This is a genomic window from Alteromonas lipotrueae (assembly GCF_019249255.1).
Classification (GTDB): domain Bacteria; phylum Pseudomonadota; class Gammaproteobacteria; order Enterobacterales; family Alteromonadaceae; genus Alteromonas; species Alteromonas lipotrueae.
In genome coordinates this window covers 163,613-183,085 of record NZ_JAESDJ010000002.1, presented here as the reverse complement: position 1 = coordinate 183,085, position 19,473 = coordinate 163,613, and the positions used below count along the sequence as shown (strand labels likewise).

The 19,473-nt window shown below is 45.8% G+C and carries 13 protein-coding genes; 4 read left to right on the top strand and 9 right to left on the bottom strand.

Going from position 1 to position 19,473, the window contains the following annotated elements; all coding sequences use genetic code 11:
- The first annotated feature begins 48 nt into the window (after positions 1-48).
- Positions 49-756 carry a two-component system response regulator ArcA gene (arcA, locus tag KYS23_RS04225; protein ID WP_013785842.1) on the top strand — a complete coding sequence of 236 codons (708 nt, stop codon included), beginning with the start codon at positions 49-51 and terminating at the stop codon, positions 754-756.
- 155 nt (positions 757-911) lie between these two features.
- Here the strand turns inward: arcA and KYS23_RS04220 are convergent, their stop codons facing one another.
- A complete protein-coding gene (locus KYS23_RS04220; protein ID WP_218418094.1) occupies positions 912-4,052 on the bottom strand; it encodes a beta-galactosidase in 3,141 nt (1,046 codons plus the stop codon).
- 155 nt (positions 4,053-4,207) lie between these two features.
- Here KYS23_RS04220 and KYS23_RS04215 point away from each other — a divergent pair, with 155 nt between their 5' ends.
- Complete coding sequence (locus tag KYS23_RS04215) at positions 4,208-5,167, top strand: helix-turn-helix transcriptional regulator (RefSeq protein ID WP_232370552.1); 960 nt, start codon at positions 4,208-4,210, stop codon at positions 5,165-5,167.
- A gap of 67 nt (positions 5,168-5,234) precedes the next feature.
- Here the strand turns inward: KYS23_RS04215 and pmbA are convergent, their stop codons facing one another.
- Positions 5,235-6,566, bottom strand: coding sequence for a metalloprotease PmbA (pmbA, locus tag KYS23_RS04210; protein ID WP_129735835.1), 1,332 nt, complete (start codon positions 6,564-6,566; stop codon positions 5,235-5,237).
- 72 nt (positions 6,567-6,638) lie between these two features.
- Between pmbA and yjgA the strand changes: the two genes are divergently transcribed.
- Positions 6,639-7,184, top strand: a complete 546-nt coding sequence (yjgA, locus tag KYS23_RS04205; protein WP_013785846.1) for a ribosome biogenesis factor YjgA — start codon at positions 6,639-6,641, stop codon at positions 7,182-7,184.
- 18 nt (positions 7,185-7,202) lie between these two features.
- Positions 7,203-9,629 carry an Ig-like domain-containing protein gene (locus tag KYS23_RS04200; RefSeq protein ID WP_159528061.1) on the top strand — a complete coding sequence of 809 codons (2,427 nt, stop codon included), beginning with the start codon at positions 7,203-7,205 and terminating at the stop codon, positions 9,627-9,629.
- 117 nt (positions 9,630-9,746) lie between these two features.
- Here KYS23_RS04200 and tldD read toward each other — a convergent pair whose 3' ends face one another.
- Genes tldD through mreC form a run of 7 tightly spaced genes read right to left on the bottom strand, consistent with a single transcriptional unit; the run spans position 9,747 to position 19,438 of the window.
- Positions 9,747-11,189 (bottom strand): metalloprotease TldD, encoded by a 1,443-nt coding sequence (gene tldD, locus KYS23_RS04195; RefSeq protein WP_159528060.1) that lies wholly within the window; start codon positions 11,187-11,189, stop codon positions 9,747-9,749.
- Positions 11,182-12,000, bottom strand: a complete 819-nt coding sequence (locus tag KYS23_RS04190; RefSeq protein ID WP_159528059.1) for a carbon-nitrogen hydrolase family protein — start codon at positions 11,998-12,000, stop codon at positions 11,182-11,184. Before KYS23_RS04190 ends, tldD begins: the two co-directional genes overlap by 8 nt.
- Positions 11,993-15,979: a YhdP family protein gene (locus KYS23_RS04185; protein ID WP_218418093.1), complete on the bottom strand. Its 3,987-nt coding sequence runs from the start codon at positions 15,977-15,979 to the stop codon at positions 11,993-11,995. The genes KYS23_RS04190 and KYS23_RS04185 overlap by 8 nt, the downstream gene beginning before the upstream one ends.
- A gap of 25 nt (positions 15,980-16,004) precedes the next feature.
- Positions 16,005-17,471 carry a ribonuclease G gene (gene rng / locus KYS23_RS04180; protein WP_013785851.1) on the bottom strand — a complete coding sequence of 489 codons (1,467 nt, stop codon included), beginning with the start codon at positions 17,469-17,471 and terminating at the stop codon, positions 16,005-16,007.
- Positions 17,471-18,058, bottom strand: coding sequence for a Maf family protein (locus KYS23_RS04175; protein WP_159528057.1), 588 nt, complete (start codon positions 18,056-18,058; stop codon positions 17,471-17,473). Before KYS23_RS04175 ends, rng begins: the two co-directional genes overlap by 1 nt.
- A gap of 17 nt (positions 18,059-18,075) precedes the next feature.
- Positions 18,076-18,552 (bottom strand): rod shape-determining protein MreD, encoded by a 477-nt coding sequence (gene mreD, locus KYS23_RS04170; RefSeq protein ID WP_041453083.1) that lies wholly within the window; start codon positions 18,550-18,552, stop codon positions 18,076-18,078.
- Positions 18,545-19,438, bottom strand: coding sequence for a rod shape-determining protein MreC (mreC, locus tag KYS23_RS04165; RefSeq protein WP_159528056.1), 894 nt, complete (start codon positions 19,436-19,438; stop codon positions 18,545-18,547). Before mreC ends, mreD begins: the two co-directional genes overlap by 8 nt.
- Between the last annotated feature and the right edge of the window lie 35 nt (positions 19,439-19,473).

Genomic DNA, 19,473 nt, shown 5'->3' with positions numbered 1-19,473 from the left:
TTTAATCAGTAATTGCTTAAACCGATTTTATAAAGAGTGTAAAACACCATGCAGACGCCAAATGTGTTAATTGTTGAAGATGAAGTGGTCACACGTACCACGCTAAAGAGTTTATTCGAAGCAGAAGGGTACAATGTATTTGAAGCTGAAAATGGTGATCAAATGCATGACTTCTTTGAAAATCACGCAATTAATTTGGTTATTATGGATATTAACCTGCCAGGTAAAAATGGCCTAATTTTGGCACGTGAAGTACGTGACCGTAAAAATGTAGGTCTTATTTTCCTTACTGGCCGTGATAACGACGTTGATCGTATCTTAGGTCTGGAAATTGGCGCAGATGACTATCTAACCAAGCCTTTCAATCCTCGTGAACTAACTATTCGTGCGCGTAACTTATTATCTCGCACCACAAACTCTGCAGAAGACGATGATTTACCAAGCCGTGTAAACTTCAATGGCTGGATTTTGGATGGCGACAGCCGTTCTCTTATTTCACCAACAGGTAAAGAGTTCCGGTTACCACGCAGTGAATTCCGTGCACTACACTTATTCCTTAGCAACCCAGGTAAAATTCTTACCCGTGAACAGCTAATTATGGAAATGACAGGCCGTGAACTTCGCCCTAACGACCGCACAGTAGACGTAACTATTCGCCGTATTCGTAAGCATTTCGAATCAGATCCTTCTGACGAAGAATTGATTGTGACCATTCACGGTGAAGGTTACCGCTTCTGTGGCTCTGTCGACGGCTAATTAGCCCAAACAGAGATACCAATGGTAGTTACCGTTGTAAGTAATAGCCTGATTAAATACAAAAAAAGCCGCTCAATAGAGCGGCTTTTTTTTTACGTTCTAAATTTATAATGTAAGTTTTGAACGCACTTAAGCTTAGCTAGTTTGCGATGCTCTTATGAGCATGCAGTAAAAGATAAAAAATAACGATAGGCTTTTTTCTCTAACAAAAAGGCTTTGTGCGTACTTGGGCTCCACGAGTCATCGCCGCCTACCCCCATGTGAGCATGGTCGATGTACACGTAAGTACTGTCGGCAGTAGTTAAGTCGCAGGTGTGCTTAGCTGCATCAAGCTGCTTTTGCCCGTACGGGCTTACAGCAAAGTGAAAATCACCCGCTACTTTTATAGCGTTAAGGCTAAGCTCTCGACAGTCACTACGAAGCCCATTGTCGGTAGGAAATATATAAGGCGTATGCATACTCGCGATGCTTTCACTGTAACTACCAAACCTTGCTGCAGCTAATCGGTCGGGGTAGTTCTCAAATGGTCCTAATCCCTTCCACTGAATGTTGGCTTCAGCCTGACTTGAATAAGGCACTGCCCACTGCAAACCGATACGCGGCATAGGGGGCAATGCATCGGCTAATTTCACCTGAACATCTAATGCTAATGTGCCAGCTAAATTCACGCGGTAGCACCAACGAGTAGAGGCGACTAAAGCATTGTTGTGATGGTAGTTAAACAGTGCCGTCACACGCACATCGTGTGCACATTCAACAATATCGACACCAACACAGCTGCGCTGCCATTGCCCTATTCCAGCGCGGCGCCAGCGCGACTCCCATGCATTTGGATCGGGGTTATCCACTTCACTTACGCCAATGTCATTGTCTAATGGTGCCCTGAAAAAATTATCTTCTAGTGGCGCACTGAGCTGCTCTTCGCCATTGGCTAACCAGGAAGTAAGTAACCCAGTGTTAGCATCAAGCACGAAGTTATTACTTGCCGCGTGGGTCTTCACCTTAGTTTCGCTACGCTCTACCGTTACTGTTTCTTTCGCTTTATTCTCGCCATTACTAGCACCACCAGTATTAGTACTGGCCGATGTTAAAGGAGATAAACCTGCGGTGTTAGCAATCTCGAACTGCTCTGTATCTAACACATGCCCAGCATTCGCCCAGTCACAGTCGTTTGCTAGCGCTACATCAATATTAAGGTGATATTGCGCATCGGGTACAAACTCAATATTTGGGGTTATCACAAGTGTTTGTGACGACTGGGGGCCAATACTTAATGTTTCAGTGCCGTTGGCAACGCATTCGCCGTTTTTAAGCAATTGCCACTGCAGAATTTCGTTATCGGTTGAACGAAATACATAGTCGCTGGTGATGGTTAACTGATAGCTGCTAGCTTGTTCGTTCTCTAGTGCTTTAAGCGTGAATGTCAAATGCTGTTGGCAGTACTTCGCTTCAAATAAAGCAGGGTGCGGTGTGCGATCAGGAAACAGCAAACCATTAATACAGAACTGACGGTCGTTGTCAGTATCACCAAAGTCACCACCGTAAGCCCAATAGGCCTCACCGCTGTCTGTATGCTTCACTAAGCCTTGATCGACCCAATCCCAAATGAAGCCCCCTTGCAAACGTGGATAGTCTTTAAATGCCTGCCAGTAGTCCGCAAAGCTTCCTAAACTGTTCCCCATGGCATGGGCGTACTCACACAAAATAACAGGGCGAGTTTCACCAGGTAGCGATAACCACTTTTTAATGGCCCATTTCGGCACGGCATCATCAAGTACATCGGTATCTACCCGGGCATACATGGGGGCGATAATATCGGTAGCGGTAGTATTCGCACCACCGCCTTCGTATTGCACAGGTCGTGATGGGTCAAACGCTTTAGACCAACCGTACATGGCATCTTGATTTGGCCCATGACCACATTCATTACCTAATGACCAAATAATAATAGATGCGTGGTTTTTATCTCGCTCTACCATTTGCGTATAACGAGCTAAATAAGCGCCGGCCCACAATGCATCTCTAGACAGTCGCCCCATGGGAAACATGCCGTGGGTTTCAATGTTCGCTTCATCTACCAAGTACAAACCATACTCATCACACAGTTCATACCAACGCGGATGATTAGGGTAATGGGCAGTGCGTACCGCATTGAAGTTGTTTTGCTTTAATAGCTTTATATCTTCAATCATGTCAGCTTCATTCACCGCATGACCTTTACTTTCATGATGCTCGTGTCTGTTTACGCCACGAATAAGAATAGGTTTACCGTTAACGCATAACTGGCCATCAAGCATATCGACCTGACGAAAACCTATGTTGTAGCCTTCGGCAACGACCACATCACCTGCGTCGTTAAACAAAGTGACGACTAGGCGATATAGATAGGGACTCTCTGCCGTCCATTTCTTAGGCTCAGTGACTGTTAACGATTGAAAAATCACATCATCCCAGCCGCCTTTCTCGTCTATGCGGCGGTTATTGGTGCTCGACACAGTTTGTGCGGTAACGGCGGTTTCACCATCAAATAACTGAATGCCCACCGTATAGCTTGCTGGGGCGTTAATCGCAGTGCGAACATCTAGGCGGCCATCCCGATAGCAAGCATCTAATTTTGGTGTGGCAAATACATCTTGAATATGATGCTGTGGTTTCGTTACCAGTACCACATCGCGGAAGATACCGCTTAACCACCACATGTCCTGATCTTCTAAATAGCTCCCGTCAGACCAGCGAATTACCATTACCGCTAAGCGATTTTCACCAACCTTTAAAAAAGGCGTTAAATTGAATTCGGCCGGTAAACGGCTATCTTGCGAATACCCCACATATTCACCATTACACCAAAGATGAAAGGCACTATTAACCCCTTCAAACACAATATGATTACGCAGTTGCACGGCCTCTTCATTTACCGTAAACGTGGTGCGGTAGCAGCCTGTGGGGTTATCGCTAGGCACGTCTGGCGGGGTTACCGGAAAAGGATATTTAACATTGCAGTAAATAGGCTTATCAAACCCCTGCAGTTGCCAGTTTGAAGGCACGATAATAGGCTGCCAGTTTGCAGCTTCAGACAATACCTCGCTCAGTAAGTCTTCTGTAACGGCCTCAGGTTGGGGATATAACCTAAAATCCCACTCGCCATTTAAACTTTGTTTTTGCGCATTAACGTTATGTTTAGCATCTTCTTGGGTTAAAAAACCGTTTAATGGACTATGTCCATTTACGCGATTTCTTTGAAATACGACAGGGTTCTGCCAATCATTTTGCGCAACAACTTGAGCAACATTTGCCATTACTGGCTCCTTTTACGGTAGGTTTTTTTAATAACAGGTGAAATATAGCGGAAACACGCGCAATCCTTTATGCTTGTTTCTCTCTTTAATTTATCCAAAACTCTCATTTTACAATTATGCAACCTACTAGCTTAGCTTCTTCTGGTTCCCAAAATATGCACGCGCAGAGAACCTTTCGCGATATTGTGAATATTGGGCCACACTGCCTTGAACGCTTTATAGATAGTACAAATGCGCCAGAAATTAAAGCGCTAGACATTGAGTTGGCGGGCTGCTCGAATTTATCAGGCACTTATCAAGTTGGCCGAGTTACCCCTCCTAACCACACTCTTTTTTATTCATTAAACGGCAGCGGTAAAATACTCACCCCGTCTGGCGAGTACGCACTACCAGCTTCAAGTGTGATTATTTTGCCAGCGCACCAAAGTTTTGAAGTACAAATTGATCAATTTGATGAAACCAGCGCAACGCCGGATGCAACTGAAGTAACGAAAAGCGAAGCCAGTGAAGTACAAGATAAAATTAACGCTGGGAAAGCGCCGCGAGCCGATCAAGCGCCGCGAGCGGATCAAGAGCAGTGGGACATTATTTGGCTGAATTTATCCGATTGCCCTCGATGGCAGCATTTTTTTGATGTAGCACACCCCGTTCAGCACGACATTGAGTTGGCAGGGTTGCACCATGCGATGGAATTACTGTATTTAGAAACCAATAGCCAACATCGGCAAGCGGTTATTCCAATTATTCAGCAATATTTGCAGCATATTGCCACCCCGGTGAAAAGCACGCACCAAGTACGATTGTCGGCCCTGTTTGCTGCGGTAGAAAAACAATTGCAGTTCAATTGGGATATAGACGCCTTGGTAGACAAAGTGCACTACTCGGCCCCTCACCTACACAGGCTATGCCTTGCGCAGTTTGGTCGAAGCCCCATGCAGCATGTTATTTATCTGCGCATGGTAAGGGCTAAAAATTTACTGATAAGCACGCAATGGCCCATTGCTTATATTGCCAACTACGTGGGCTACAGCAATGTGTTTACGTTTTCGAAGCGGTTTAAAAAGTCACAAGGGATGCCGCCTAGCGAATTTCGCCAGCGGCAGTCTTTAAATTAAGTAAGTTCATTCAAGCTCGCTACATAAAACTATGTGAGATTGAACGACTTAAATCCAAACAGAGAAACTAGCTTCCTGCTATTTTCATCTGATTAATAAGGATAGAACCGGTATGCACACTACCGCGTAAATCTTTATCTTTACCAATTGCCACAATGCCAGCAAACATATCTTGTAAACAGCCTGCAATAGTCACTTCGTGAACAGGGTATTGAATAACACCATTTTCTACCCAGAACCCAGCTGCGCCGCGAGAATAATCGCCGGTAACCGTGTTCACGCCCTGCCCCATAAGCTCGGTAACGTATAAGCCAGTGCCCATTTCTTTTAGCAAGTCGCTGTCGCTATGACCTGTGTCGCCCACTAACCAGTTGTGAATGCCACCTGCGTGACCATTGGTTTGGGTGTTTAGCTTGCGAGCCGAATACGTGGTGTAAAGGTAGGTAGAAAGCTTTCCGCCATCAACTATTGTCATGTCTTTACAAGCAACGCCTTCGTTGTCGAAGCTAGAACTCGCTAAGCCCGACTTTATAAATGGGCGTTCTTCAATGTTTAACCATTCTGGAAAAATTTGTTTTCCTAAGCTATCTAACAAAAACGATGAACGACGATACAAACTACCCCCGCTGATAGCACCCACATAATGCCCAAATAAACTAGACGCTATGTCTTTGTGTAACAGAATAGGCACCTGAGCCGTATTAATCTTGCGGGCTCCTAAACGCTCTACAGTGGCTTTTGCCGCTTCTTGCCCAATAGATACTGCCGATTGCAACAAAGGCGCCTGTCGGTCGACTGTGTACGCATAATCACGCTGCATGTCGCCATCTTGCGATCCGATCACCATGCAGCTTAAGCTGTAACGGCTACTTGGATACCCTGCATTTATACCGTGGGTATTGCCGTAAACACGCATACCAAGGTTAGCGTTATACGATGCACCGTCTGAATTTGTAATGCGCGGGTCGTAACCTAATGCAGCAGATTCCGCTTCAATTGTGGTGGCAATGGCTTTTTCTGTATCAAGCTCTTGCGGGTGATATAAATCCAAATCGGGGAATTCTGTGGCCATAAGTTCAGCATCGGCAAGACCAGTACAAGGATCTTCACTGGTGTACTTAGCAATATCGACGGCTTTTTCCACGGCACGGGTAAGTGCTTCTTTGCTTAAGTCAGCCGTAGAGGCGCTGCCTTTTCGCTTACCTACGTAAACACTAATTCCCAAGCCGCCATCGTTGGTAAACTCTACGTTTTCAACTTCTTGCATACGTGAAGATACCGCAATACCTTCCACTTTTGACATGCTTGCTTCTGCTTGGGTTGCCCCATTTTTTAGGGCTAATTTCAGTACATCATCAACGACATTCTGAATTTCTGATAACTGTTGCTCAATTTGCATAGTAAGTTTCGCTGTCTAAATCCGACTGTGATAGTTACAATTTAGCTAAAGTGTAACACTTATGAGTTTGAAATGAGCGATCAGAAATCTAAATCACGACAACAATCTAAGTTAGAAAGCGCCGAGCCAGAAGAAGAGCTCATTAGTAAAAGCGAACTAAAGCGCCAATCTAAAGACTTACAAAAGCTGGGGCAAACCGTAGTAAACCTTACCCCTGCCCACTACGCCACCATTCCGCTTGATGAAGAATTGAAAGATGCGTTAGATATTGCCCGTGTCATCAATAAGAAAAAAGACGGTTACAGAAGGCAACTTCAGTTCATTGGTAAGCTACTTAGACAAAGGGATAATTCCCCTATTGAAGTCGCCTTGGCTAAAATAACCCATCAACATCAAGCAAATAACGCTGCGTTTCATGAATTAGAACGTGCTCGTGAAGATGTAATCACCCGTGGTGACGACGCTATTCAAGGGCTTATTGAAGAATACCCTGAGCTAGATAGACAAAAATTAAGACAGTTCCACCGCCAAGTGAAAAAAGAACAAGAAAAGAATGCTCCCCCTAAAGCTTACAGGGAGTTATTCCAATATTTAAAAGACGTTACTCAAAAAGAGTAGCAACATAAGGAGAGGTATATGGGGCGGCTCTTAGCGGCATTTGCTTTCGTTTGGGTATTATCAGGATGTAATGGTACCTCGGGGGCAAACGGCGACGACCCCTTTGGCAGTTCGGATAGCGACGATAGCACCACCTCTCCAGTCGTAGCACTTTCTCTTGAGATTAGCGATGCTAACTGTAATACGGTTAATCAGGCTAGTTTCGAGATTGGTGATACTGCCTGCATCACTGCTACCATTACCGAAGATGGTGCGGTATTAACCGGAGAAATAATCAGTTTTACAAGCGGTATAGGCACACTCTCTGTTAGCGACAAGCTCACTGACAGTAACGGTGAAGCCATTGTGTATTTAGACTCAGATAGCGCTATTGCTGGTGCCAGCACGATTACCGCTACTTACGACAGCACATCGTCAGAAGCAAACATTGAGTTTTTGATTGCCGACACCGATACCGTGTTTTTACCCACCCTTTCACTAACCTTAAGTGACAGTGCAGGCGATCAAGTTAGTAGGATTACCGCTGATGAAACCGGCACCCTTAGTGCGTCGCTGATAAATATCGATGACACCCCAATTGCAGATGCCATTGTGAGCTTCCAAGTGTCTCGCGGTTCGGTAAGCATAGATGACGCGCTAACCACTAATGACGGCCTTGCCAATAGTCAATTAATACCTACCGACGATAACCTAGGTGCTGGCACGGCCACTGTGTCATATGTTTATAATGAACAAACCCTAACCGCTACACTCAATTATGAAATTCAGTCTTCTGCGGTAACCGATGAAGTTATTCGAATTGGTACGTTTGATAACGGCGAATTTGTAGCCGGTTTATTAGGGGTAGACGGTTACACCACGGACGAAGACGTTGTCATCGCCGCTGGCGCAACCCTTGGTGTTAACGTAGCACTGGTTAATTCTGAAGGCGAAACCTATGCCACCAGTATTCCCGTAACCTTTAGCTCTGTTTGTGTGGCGAACGATAGTGCCGATATTGATGAAACCGTATTTACCGCAAGCGGACAAGCCCGCTCTACATTTCAAGACAATAGTTGCGCTGGAAATACCGGCTTCGACGACGAGATAAGTGCAACGGTTACTATCAATAGCAGTACGTTAAGTGTGTCCCGTTCTATAGAAATTCTGCCTGAAACCGCAGGTAGCATCGCCTTTATCGATGCGTCTCCGTCATCAATTGTAATCAGTGGTACGGGCGGCCAAGATGCAAGCTCAGTATCAAGAGTAACCTTTCAAGTTAACAGTGCGTTGGGTAATCCGCTTGCTCAACAAGAAGTAGCGTTTAGCTTAAACAGTAATATTGGTGGCCTGGCGCTTTCTCCTGCTAGTGCACTGACTAACTCTGAAGGCCAAGTCAGCACTTTTGTGACAGCAGGTAGCGTGCCTACTGCCGTTCGCGTTACCGCCGTTACCGACATTGATGATACTAGCATTCAGTCTCAGTCTGACTTGCTTAGCGTGAACACTGGGTTGCCCGATCAAAACAGTATTAGTTTGTCGCCATCGAGTTTGAACCCTGAAGCACACAACATTAACGGCAACGAATTAACCATTACCGCTAGCGCGGCTGATGCTTTTAACAATCCAGTGCCAGATGGCACCACGCTGAACTTCACCACCGAAGGCGGGTTAATTGAGCCAAGCTGCACCACCCAAAGCGGCAGGTGCAGTGTGACTTGGACGAGTGCTGAGCCAAGAGTAGCCGATCACCGAATTACGGTAATGGTAACAGCGGTAGGCCATGAAACCTTAATAGACGCTAATGGCAATAACCTATACGACGATGCTGATGGCGGCGCAATTACCGGCAGTACGGGCAATGGACTATCCATATTACTGCCTGATACCACGGGCTTTATCGATTATCCCGAGGCATGGCGTGACGATAACGAAGACGGTAGCTATGACGCCACAGAGCCCTTTTTCGATTACGACAGTTCAGGTGACTTTACCCTGGCCAATGGATTATTTGATGGCCCGCAATGCGATGCCACAACCTGCGGGAATAGCGCGCTGCATGTGAGGCGCGCCATGGTGGTTATTATGTCATCGTCATCTGCGTTGCTAACGTTTAACAGCAGTACCGATGAGCTAGCGAACAACACTAATCCGCCTGGGTTAACGCCTGTGTTGAGTATCCCAAGAGGAAGCAATGCGTTGCTATCGTTAGCCTATTCAGATACCGCTAATCAGCCATTAGCAGAAGGTACAGAAATTAGCATTACAAGCTCTGAAGGGGGGATTTCAGGTTCACTTGAAGCCACCGTGCCTTCTACCAACGCGGCAGGTAACAGACAACTATCCTTCGTACTGACTAATCTATTAGATGAGTCGGAAGCCAGCACCAGTGCGATTGTAAGTGCGCTAGTTACCTCTCCCAGTGGTGTTACTACCAGTCTTGATATGGTAGTCACTTTGGAATAGAAGGCTCTTTCGCAGCAACATGCTGCACTGACCGTATATAAACAGTCAAAAATATTGCATTAAAAAAGGCGCCAACCGGCGCCTTTTTCGAATTCTCACACTAGCGTAACGCGTAATTTACGCCGTTCCGCCCACAGTAAGCTCGTCTATTTTCAATGTAGGTTGGCCTACGCCAACAGGCACGCTTTGGCCGTCTTTACCACACACGCCAACGCCGTTGTCTAATGCCACATCGTTGCCAATCATGGAAATCTTCTGCATAACTTCAGGGCCATTTCCAATCAAAGTAGCGCCTTTAACTGGTGCGGTAATTTTACCATTTTCAATGAGGTATGCTTCTGCACTAGAAAATACGAATTTGCCTGATGTGATATCAACTTGCCCACCAGCAAAGTTAGGCGCGTAAATACCTTTATCGATAGAGGCAATAATCTCTTTAGGATCGTACTGCCCTTCTAACATGTAGGTATTGGTCATGCGCGGCATAGGTAAATGCGCATAAGACTCGCGACGACCGTTTCCAGTTGGCGCAACACCCATTAGCTTGGCGTTATGCTTATCTTGCATGTAGCCTTTTAGAATACCGTCTTCAATAAGGACATTGTGCTGCGTGGGAGTGCCTTCATCATCTACTGACAACGAACCACGACGATCAGCCAATGTGCCATCGTCTACTACTGTTACACCCTTTGCAGCTACTCGCTGACCAATCTTCCCACTAAAGGTTGACGCACCTTTACGGTTAAAGTCGCCTTCAAGACCATGACCCACCGCTTCGTGTAACAATACACCAGGCCAGCCATTACCCAATACTACCGGCATAGCACCCGCTGGTGAGGCTACCGCTTGCATGTTAACCCGGGCCATATGCAGGGCATCGTCGGCTAACTGCTCATAGTAGGGGCGACCGTCTTTATCTGACTCAAAAAAAGAATACGCGTATCTGCCGCCAGCACCCGCGCTGCCGCGCTCACGACGATCACCGTCTTCAAGCAACACAGAACAATTAAGGCGAACCAAGGGGCGGATATCGGTGGCGAATGTACCATCACTGGCAGCCACTAAAATTTCTTCGTACACACCACTAATGCTAACCACAACCTGATTGGCTGATGGCTCTTGCTGCCTAACATACGCGTCCACGGCTTTTAGCAGAGAAATTTTCTCGGCATCTTGCATGGCTAAAATAGGGTTTTTCTCACCATAGCGCGCTTGATAATCGCTACGTCCTAGGGATGATACTTTCTGAGACCCACCATCAGGGGCAATACTGCGCGCAGCGTTGCACGCCTTTACTAAGGCATCTTCGCTGATTTCATCTGAATAGGCGAAACCGGTTTTTTCACCGCTGATAGCACGAACGCCAACACCACGTTCAATGTTGTAGCTACCTTCTTTAATAATGCCATCTTCGAGCACCCAACTTTCGTGTTGGCTCGACTGAAAATAAAGATCAGCATAATCGGTATCGTGACGATGGATACCCGAAAGGGCTCTTTCTAGCGACGCTACATCTAGTCCAGAGTCAGACAGTAAATGGCGTTCAACAGATTTAGACAAAGTGACTCCTGAATCGGTTATGTTCGGCAACCGGCATATTTTGTTTAATGGCTTGTCGCGCTTCAATATTAACACTGGTTTGAATGACACCAATGTCTTGAGGTAGCTCGCTTAAGGTTTCACCCCACGGCGAAACCACTAGGCTATGACCATAGGTTTCACGGCCATTTTGGTGCTCACCGGTTTGGTTGGCAGCTACCACATAGCATTGTTTTTCAATGGCTCGCGCTTTCACTAACGTGTGCCAGTGCGCTTCACCTGTTCGTTGCGTAAAGGCAGCGGGCAACACTAAAATATCGATATCGCCCATGGCGGTAAACAAGCCTGGAAAGCGCACATCATAACATACCGCTAGCCCAATGTTGCCAATTGGGGTTTTTACCGTAACAACTTCACTGCCTGGGTTTGTAAACGTAGATTCTTTGTAGCTGCCCGTATTGTCATCCACCGACACATCAAAAAGGTGAATTTTACGATAGTCGGCCAATACCGTGCCGTCTGGGCCAAACAATAAACACGCCGCTGAAAACTTTGACGCATCAATGGTAACCATAGGAAACGTGCCCGAAACAATGTAGCACTCATGGGCTTTGGCGAGCGCCGATAAACGTTGCTGTATCAGCCCTTCATCTTTGACTTCGGCGGCATTGAGTAGCTCGCCATCTTTAGTACCAAAACAGGCAAAGCATTCTGGCAATACTACTAAGCTGTCTTTTGGAACTTGTTCACGGGAAATAGCCTGTTCTACATGATTCAAATTGTCTTCTACACTGGGCGTAGATGTCATTTGAACTGCAACTAGATTAACCATCGATAACCTCCATTTTTACTCTGCGTAAATCATCTTCGGTAAGCGGCCGATCTAATGGCGAAGTGCTTTCTGGCGACACATTCGCCGGTAAGCTTATATCTTTACTATGTCGTTCTACTTCATCGAACTGCGGATTAGTAATGGTGCCAGAAACCTTATAGTTAACGTTCGAGATAACTTTAGCTGATGTTAACACTTGATCTAACGCCAGCGCAGCCAATGCCGTTGGGGGCGTAGCTAAAAAATACACTAGAAAGGGTAAGTTCCCCGTTACATTAGGGGCAAACGTAATATTGTAATTAAGGCCACCTGTATTTAAGTTGGTATAGCCTTTAATTTCAATTTCACCTGCACCGCCGTCTATTTCGGTATCGTCGGTAAAGGCGGTACCGTCAGCAATTTGTAAGCTTCCACCCATTTTGTCGTAGAAGAATCCTGTGGCAAATACATCTCTAAAATCTAAGCTTAGCTTGCGTACTAATGAGTTTAGGCTGAATAATGTGAATATGCGCGAGCCTTTATCACTAACCTCAGTGAGATAACCGTCAGTGAGGGCCCAATCTACGTCACCACTTACTTTGTCTAACGAAAAATCAAACGGGGAAGAAGGCCAACCTAAATCAAATTTAACATCGGCTTCGGAGTCTTTAATACCCGAAGTGATCCCTCGCTGTTTGAGCATTTGTCCCACATCAGGAGAGGAAAGCGTACCGTTTAACCGGGTGGTTATATCGCCGCCTTCATGCTGCCAGTATCCGGTTGCAGTGACATCCGCACTGGAAGAACGCGTGAGAAATTGTCTTATTTGTAAGCCTTGATCAGTTTTTGCTACATCAAGCGTGATTTCGCCTAAATCAAGGCCATGGACACTACAAACACTGCAATAGAAGTAGATGGGAGGCAAATCTAGCGGGTCAACTTCCACTACGTCCGCGCGCTGCTTAGCCATCTCGATTTCTTCTTCTGGCGCCTCTGTTGAATCAGCAGCCTCAGTAGTGGGTTTATCCAGTACTAAGTAATCGGCGTTAATATCGATACCTTGGTTATTAATATCGTTATTAACCCTGATAGTCGCTCGCACTTTCGCCGCATCAACTTGTAACAGCCAATCTTTGTCTTGTTCCCGAGCGGTTAAAGACACGTTATTTAGTGAATGCCCCCATCCGGTTAGGGTATCTGCGGTCACAAATATGCGTGATGGCACCCCGAAGATATTTTGCTTTTGGGCACGGTTTTCCGTCGATAACGTATCACTATTAGTGTTGGTACTTGTGCGTGTGTTGGCGGTTAAGCTCGCACTAGTCTCGTTCGTTTTGCTTGGCACAATGAGCGTTTGCAGGGTAGTAAACCATTCAACAATATCGGCCTGCTCTAGATTCGCGGCAATACTGAACCCGGTACCTCTATCACCCACATCTGCGTCGCCTAAGGAAAGGTGCGCTCGAGAGAACTGCATTTCTTTATGGGGCAATACGCCGTCGAAGTGAATATTGTCACCTAATCTTGCCTCTACATTAGAGGCTTGTAGGTTACCTTCACTGTTAATTTGAAGTGGCAGACTGGTACCTTGAACTGTCGCAAACGGCGCTGGCAGCAAGCTTTGGGTTGCCGTTAAATCAGCGTTAACCTGGGCATTGTAAGAAAAGTCGCTATTCGATAGGCTTAAATTCACATCGGCCTGCCAATGGGTTTCACCGTCTAAGTAATCAATGAGATCGGTTTTTACATACTTCACTAACGGATGTACATGCCACCGCCCTTTAAGGTTCACATTAACGTCGTAGCTGTCGTTCTGACGCCCCTGAATTGACATTTCCACAGGCTGGCCTAATAAGCTCGCAGTTAACCCATTAGCGTCAATTTTTGCATTGTCGAAGCTCAGCGTACCACTGGCGTCATCGAACTGCATACGCGTGCTGGTAATATACACATCGTTATTGTTTAACTGGGCTTCACCTTGAACCCGTACATCTTTGCCTTTAAAGGGTATATCTAATGTTAAGCTTGCCGATAATGGCCCCGAGACCTGCACGTCTTTATCTAACACTTTCCCTAGCGAGCTGGCAATTGAAGACTGCTTCATCAACGACGTTACCTTTTCGCCTGTACCAGAACCTTCTGCATAAATCGTCAACAATGAAGATGGGTGTAATCGTGGGATAGCAGCAGACATGCTCGCGACTTCAACACCTGCCAAAGTCGCCTTATCGCTTTCCATCACCAAGGCATCATTATGGAAATATACAGATAAGTCCAAATCGTTTAGGGCTGGCCATTTTGAGGAAAATACAAAGTCACTATCTTCAATGTCGACATAAGCTTGGAAAATGCCGCTGTTGTCGTGAAACGGATAGTTTTTGGGGCTACCGTGCCACAATATTTGCGCCTTGCTTACGTTACCTTTGCCACCAAAGGCGCGGGTAAGAAATTTATCGGTATTCACGCCCATTAACGAGGCAGGAAAGAAATCACTGACTGCGTTTAACGCTAAGGGTTTAAGATTGGCAAATATGTCTAGGTTGCCCGTGGTTAGATTGGCCCGAAATACTGGCTCTAACACTAACTGTTTGCTGTCGAACAAGAGATCTTTGCCCGTCACCACCCATTGCTTTTCATCACCTACCGCCTGAGTGTGAAAATACAGGTTAGCGTTGAAGGTATTGATATCGAGATTTTGTTTAATAATATTGTCGGCAGATAAGGTACTGTTTTCACTTTTTAAGTAAACCGCTCCAGAATCTTTATACCAGTATACGTCGGCATCTAGCGAGGTAAGGCCTGGGGCTTTTCCGGCTTGCTCCCACGACAAATCAAGGATTTTAGCGGTTAACTCTGGGCGACGATTTCTAAATTGAAGCTCCAAGGTAGCAAGTTGCCCATTGGGATTTAGCGCGCGAATTTCCTCTTCGCTGGTGTCGTCCATAAATAGCGGCAAAAGCATCAGGAATGGGTTTATCTGAACCGGTTTTACAATGCTGACTACTGCGTCACCTGAATTACTCACTTTACCTACGAAATCAGCTTCTATGGTTTCGTGGCCAGAGTCTACCACCAATTGATCTACCCTAACGCTCCATCCATCTTGTGTAGGTACAGCTTCAATACTGCCACCACGAATACCTGTCACTAGGGACGAGTATTCTTCCCCGCCCCATTCTAATAAGCTTTCTTCAAACTGAGCTTGAACGCCGGTGATACCATTACTTTGCACGTCGGCCCAAATTTCGAAATTTGCGCGGCTTTCAGTCAGCGGACGTTTGGTTTTAATTAAGTCGCTCACCCAGGGTGAAATATCTAAATCTTCAGCGCGGGCATAAAAAACCCCTTCAAAGGCATCTTTATTGCCAGTCACATCAATAATGAAAGAAGCAGAATTCGACGATACATCGGCCACCTTCATTTGCCCTAAGCCTTGGTGACGTTTACCGCTGTTATTCCACGTTAACTGGTCGATAATAAAAGACTGAGTCTCGCTATTTTTAGAGAGGAGCACTTCCCCTTCTTCTAGAGAGAAACTTTGGAGTTGTTCTAGAAATAAGCTTTTTAATGCATTAACAACAGGAAAGTTGTTATCGCCTGCACGCTCGAACCTATCGGCATCAACATCAAGCTTAAGGCCGCGAAGTTCAAAACGTGTAGATGAGATCATTTGTCGTCTCAAAGACTGCCAAAAGTCCAATTCAACGTAGACTTGACGAATATTGAGCCCAACGGGAGACGCATCGTTTTGCGCCATGGAGACCGAATTTAAGACAATACTCGGCCCAGAGCGTTGCCATACTGCATGCACGCTGTTAATAGTCAGATTTACGCCATAGCGCTGGCTGATATAGTCTTCCAGCAGATGCTTGTTGTGTTCAATATGCGGCAGCGCATAGCGAGCGGCGCTGATTAACAGCGCGAATAGAACAAGCAGGATGGCAAGCAGCAACCATATTTTTTTAACTAAATAGGCTGCTACCGACGTTAAATTTGTCACACTTCGCCTTCGTATAGTTAATGCATTACATCATGACGACGTCGTACTTATCCTGGTTGTACAAGGTTTCGGTTTGTACTTTAATTTGCTTCGATACAAACACTTCCAGCTCTGCAAGCATATGCGATTCTTCACCCATTAACGCTTCAACCACTTTCGGAGAAGCATAAACGACAAATTTATCAGCATCGTATGCACGGTTTACACGTACAATTTCACGCATAATTTCAAAGCAGATAGTTTCAACGGTTTTCACCGTACCTCGGCCCTTACATACGGGGCATTCGCCACACAGTATGTGCTCAATACTTTCACGGGTGCGCTTGCGGGTCATTTCTATGAGCCCTAGCGAAGTAAACCCGTGAATATTAATCTTGGCCCTGTCCTTACTTGTCGCCACTTCTAGACTATGTAAGACACGTCTTTTGTGGTCTGGTTCAATCATATCGATAAAGTCGATTAAGATCATACCGCCTAAATTACGTAACCGAAGCTGCCTAGCAATGGCTTGTGTTGCCTCGGTGTTAGTATTAAAGATAGTTTCTTCTAGGTTACGGTGCCCAACAAATGCGCCGGTATTTATATCAATGGTGGTCATGGCTTCGGTTTGATCGATAATCAAATAGCCGCCTGATTTCAAATCGACCCTACGTTCAAGCGCTCGCTGGGTTTCATTTTCAACATCGTGCAAGTCGAATATGGGCCTGTCGCCCGTGTAATATTCCAACTTGCCGTTCATTTCGGGCACGTATTCTTTAGTGAACTGGAACAGCTCCTGAAAAGACAACTTAGAGTCTATTCGAATTCTGTCTAACTCGGTGCCGACAAAATCGCGAAGCACACGGCGCGCCAGCGGTAAATCTTCATACAACACATTGGACTTACGCTTTTTCATCCGCGATTGAATTTTGTCCCACAGTCGGCGTAAAAAGGCGGCATCTTGCTGTAATTCAGCTTTGCCTACCCCTTCAGCTGCGGTTCGTAAAATAAAACCACCGTTTTCATCGCAGAATTCTTGCACAAGTGTTTTCAAACGCTCCCGCTCAGCTTCTTCTTCAATACGCTGAGATACGCCAACATGAGTAACACTTGGCATAAACACTAAATAGCGACTTGGAATAGTAATATCGGTAGTAAGACGAGCGCCTTTGGTACCGATAGGGTCTTTCACCACTTGCACAACAATATCTTGGCCATCTCGAACAAGCTCACGAATGTCTTGTTTTTGAATATGACTGGCTGATACTTCCTCTGCTATTTCGTTGTGAATAACAATATCCGAGGCATGCAGGAAAGCCGCTTTTTCAAGGCCAATATCCACAAATGCGGCTTGCATTCCGGGTAGTACCCGACTAACTTTGCCACGATAGATATTGCCCACTAAGCCACGCTTGGTATGACGCTCTACGTGAATTTCCTGCAATATCCCATTTTCAATGAGAACAACACGAGACTCTGACGGTGTAACATTGATTAGTAGCTCTGCACTCACTACACGACTCCAAATTCTCTAAGTAGCTGCCTTGTTTCATACAAAGGCAATCCAACCACTGCACTAGCACTGCCGTATATTGCTTTTACAAATTGACCGCCAATACCTTGAATGGCGTAACTGCCTGCTTTATCTGCAGGTTCACCTGTGTCCCAGTATGCGTCAATTTCATCGTTCGTCAATGCGGCAAAAGCTACCTTGGTGGTAATAGTTTGTGTCACTTGCTTGGTAGTAGACGCCACACTAATGGCCGTCAGTACTTCATGCTCGTTGTTCGATAGCATTGAAAGAATACGTCTAGCGTCTTCTTTATTTTCTGGCTTACCCAAACTAACCCCGTTAAAGGCAATAAGCGTATCAGAAGCTAGGACCCGTGTACTTTCACTCAGTGCATCTTCACTTTTTAGCCGCGCCAAGGCTGTCTTAGCTTTTTGCTCAGCGAGTCGAGAAACTTGGGCTTCAGGCGTTTCATTAGCAAGGGCTGATTCATCAATATCCACTGGCTTTACTGAATGGGCAATGCCCATCTGATCTAACAGCATGGTACGACGAGGGGAAGCAGAGGCTAAAACCACTGAATAATTCACGATAAGGATCTCATACTTTAACTAATGGAGAACTGACGACGGGTTTTACGAAGTAGCCAAAATACCCACGGCCATAACAACATAGAAGTAAGCACAGGCCACAAGTAATCCAGTTGGAAATAGATGTCTGTGAGTAGGTGCTGCACCCAGAATGTTAGCAAGTGGTACAGCGAAGAAAGCAACCCTATAACAATAGCTTGTTGCCAAACAGAGTAGTTTCGTAGCCGTTGGTAGTTCGCGGCTAAAATATAGATTGAAATACTTAAGCTTAAACTGTGAATACCTAAGGTAGTACCCACCAATATATCTACCGCGACGCCTGTTAAGAAGGCCACGCCCACATTCACTCTGTGGGGAAGCGCCATGCTCCAGTACGCAAGCACAATCAGAACCCAATCAGGGCGGTATAAATCAACCTGAATAGGCAACGGCACGATTTGAAGGACAAGCGCAATCAAAAGCGTGGTGACGATAACCGAATGACGCTTACGAATCATCTTCAGCCTCCTCTTTACTTACCATGTTGCTCTCACTTTCCACATCGCTGTCGATAGGTTTGCCTTCATCAGACCACAAGAGTAACAAGTACTTTAGACGGTCTAATTTGGCCATAGGCATTACGGTCACAATAGAAAATGGGCGACTTTCATCCCGTCGTACTTCTTTAACCGTACCCACGGGGTACCCTTCTGGAAAAATTTTGCCTAAGCCGGAGGAAATCAAAACATCTCCCGCTTTAATATCAACACTATGAGGTACATGCTCTAAATACAGCTCGTTTAGCGCGCCACTGCCAGTGGCAATAAAGCGAATATCATTACGCTGAGAGCGAACAGGAATGGCGTGAGTCACATCGGCAAGTAGTAGCACACGGCTGTTGGTGCTGCCCACTTCCATAACCTGCCCCACTATGCCTTTTTCATCAATGATGGGTTGAGATAAATAAACCCCATCAATGGCCCCCTTGTTGATAACCACCTGCTGGCTATAGGGGTTTTTATCAACCGCCATGAGCTCGGCAACCATTTTACGTAAGTCGTTACGAACAGGCGCATCCAGCAAATGTCTTAGTTGTTTATTTTCTTGAGACAAGGCATCAAACCGCTGGAGCTTCTCGCTCATGAGTAGCAGTTGATTAGTCAGTTTGTCGTTTTCTTCGAGAAGATCTTCGTGGGAGGTCAAGCGCTGGGCGCTTTCGCTTAGCATCAACCGAGGTAAGTTAGCTAAATATTGAAGGGGGCTCATGAATGAATTCAAATAGACCCGAGTCGATTTAAACCCTTCCACTTTGTGATCCACAAAAATAAGTAACGCTGACAAAACAATTGCCAGCGCTAATCTATTATTCAGTGAGGGACCGCGAGTAAAAATAGTATCCATAATACAAAGAAGGCAACCTTAAGGTTGCCTTTCCC

Bases quoted from the DNA above. Each gene is read 5' to 3' on its own strand.
- arcA (WP_013785842.1), top strand. From the start codon at position 49: ATGCAGACGCCAAATGTGTTAATTGTTGAAGATGAAGTGGTCACACGT.
- pmbA (WP_129735835.1), bottom strand. From the start codon at position 6,566: ATGCAAATTGAGCAACAGTTATCAGAAATTCAGAATGTCGTTGATGAT.
- KYS23_RS04190 (WP_159528059.1), bottom strand. From the start codon at position 12,000: ATGGTTAATCTAGTTGCAGTTCAAATGACATCTACGCCCAGTGTAGAA.
- mreC (WP_159528056.1), bottom strand. From the start codon at position 19,438: ATGGATACTATTTTTACTCGCGGTCCCTCACTGAATAATAGATTAGCG.
- KYS23_RS04200 (WP_159528061.1), top strand. From the start codon at position 7,203: ATGGGGCGGCTCTTAGCGGCATTTGCTTTCGTTTGGGTATTATCAGGA.
- KYS23_RS04220 (WP_218418094.1), bottom strand. From the start codon at position 4,052: ATGGCAAATGTTGCTCAAGTTGTTGCGCAAAATGATTGGCAGAACCCT.
- yjgA (WP_013785846.1), top strand. From the start codon at position 6,639: ATGAGCGATCAGAAATCTAAATCACGACAACAATCTAAGTTAGAAAGC.
- KYS23_RS04215 (WP_232370552.1), top strand. From the start codon at position 4,208: ATGCACGCGCAGAGAACCTTTCGCGATATTGTGAATATTGGGCCACAC.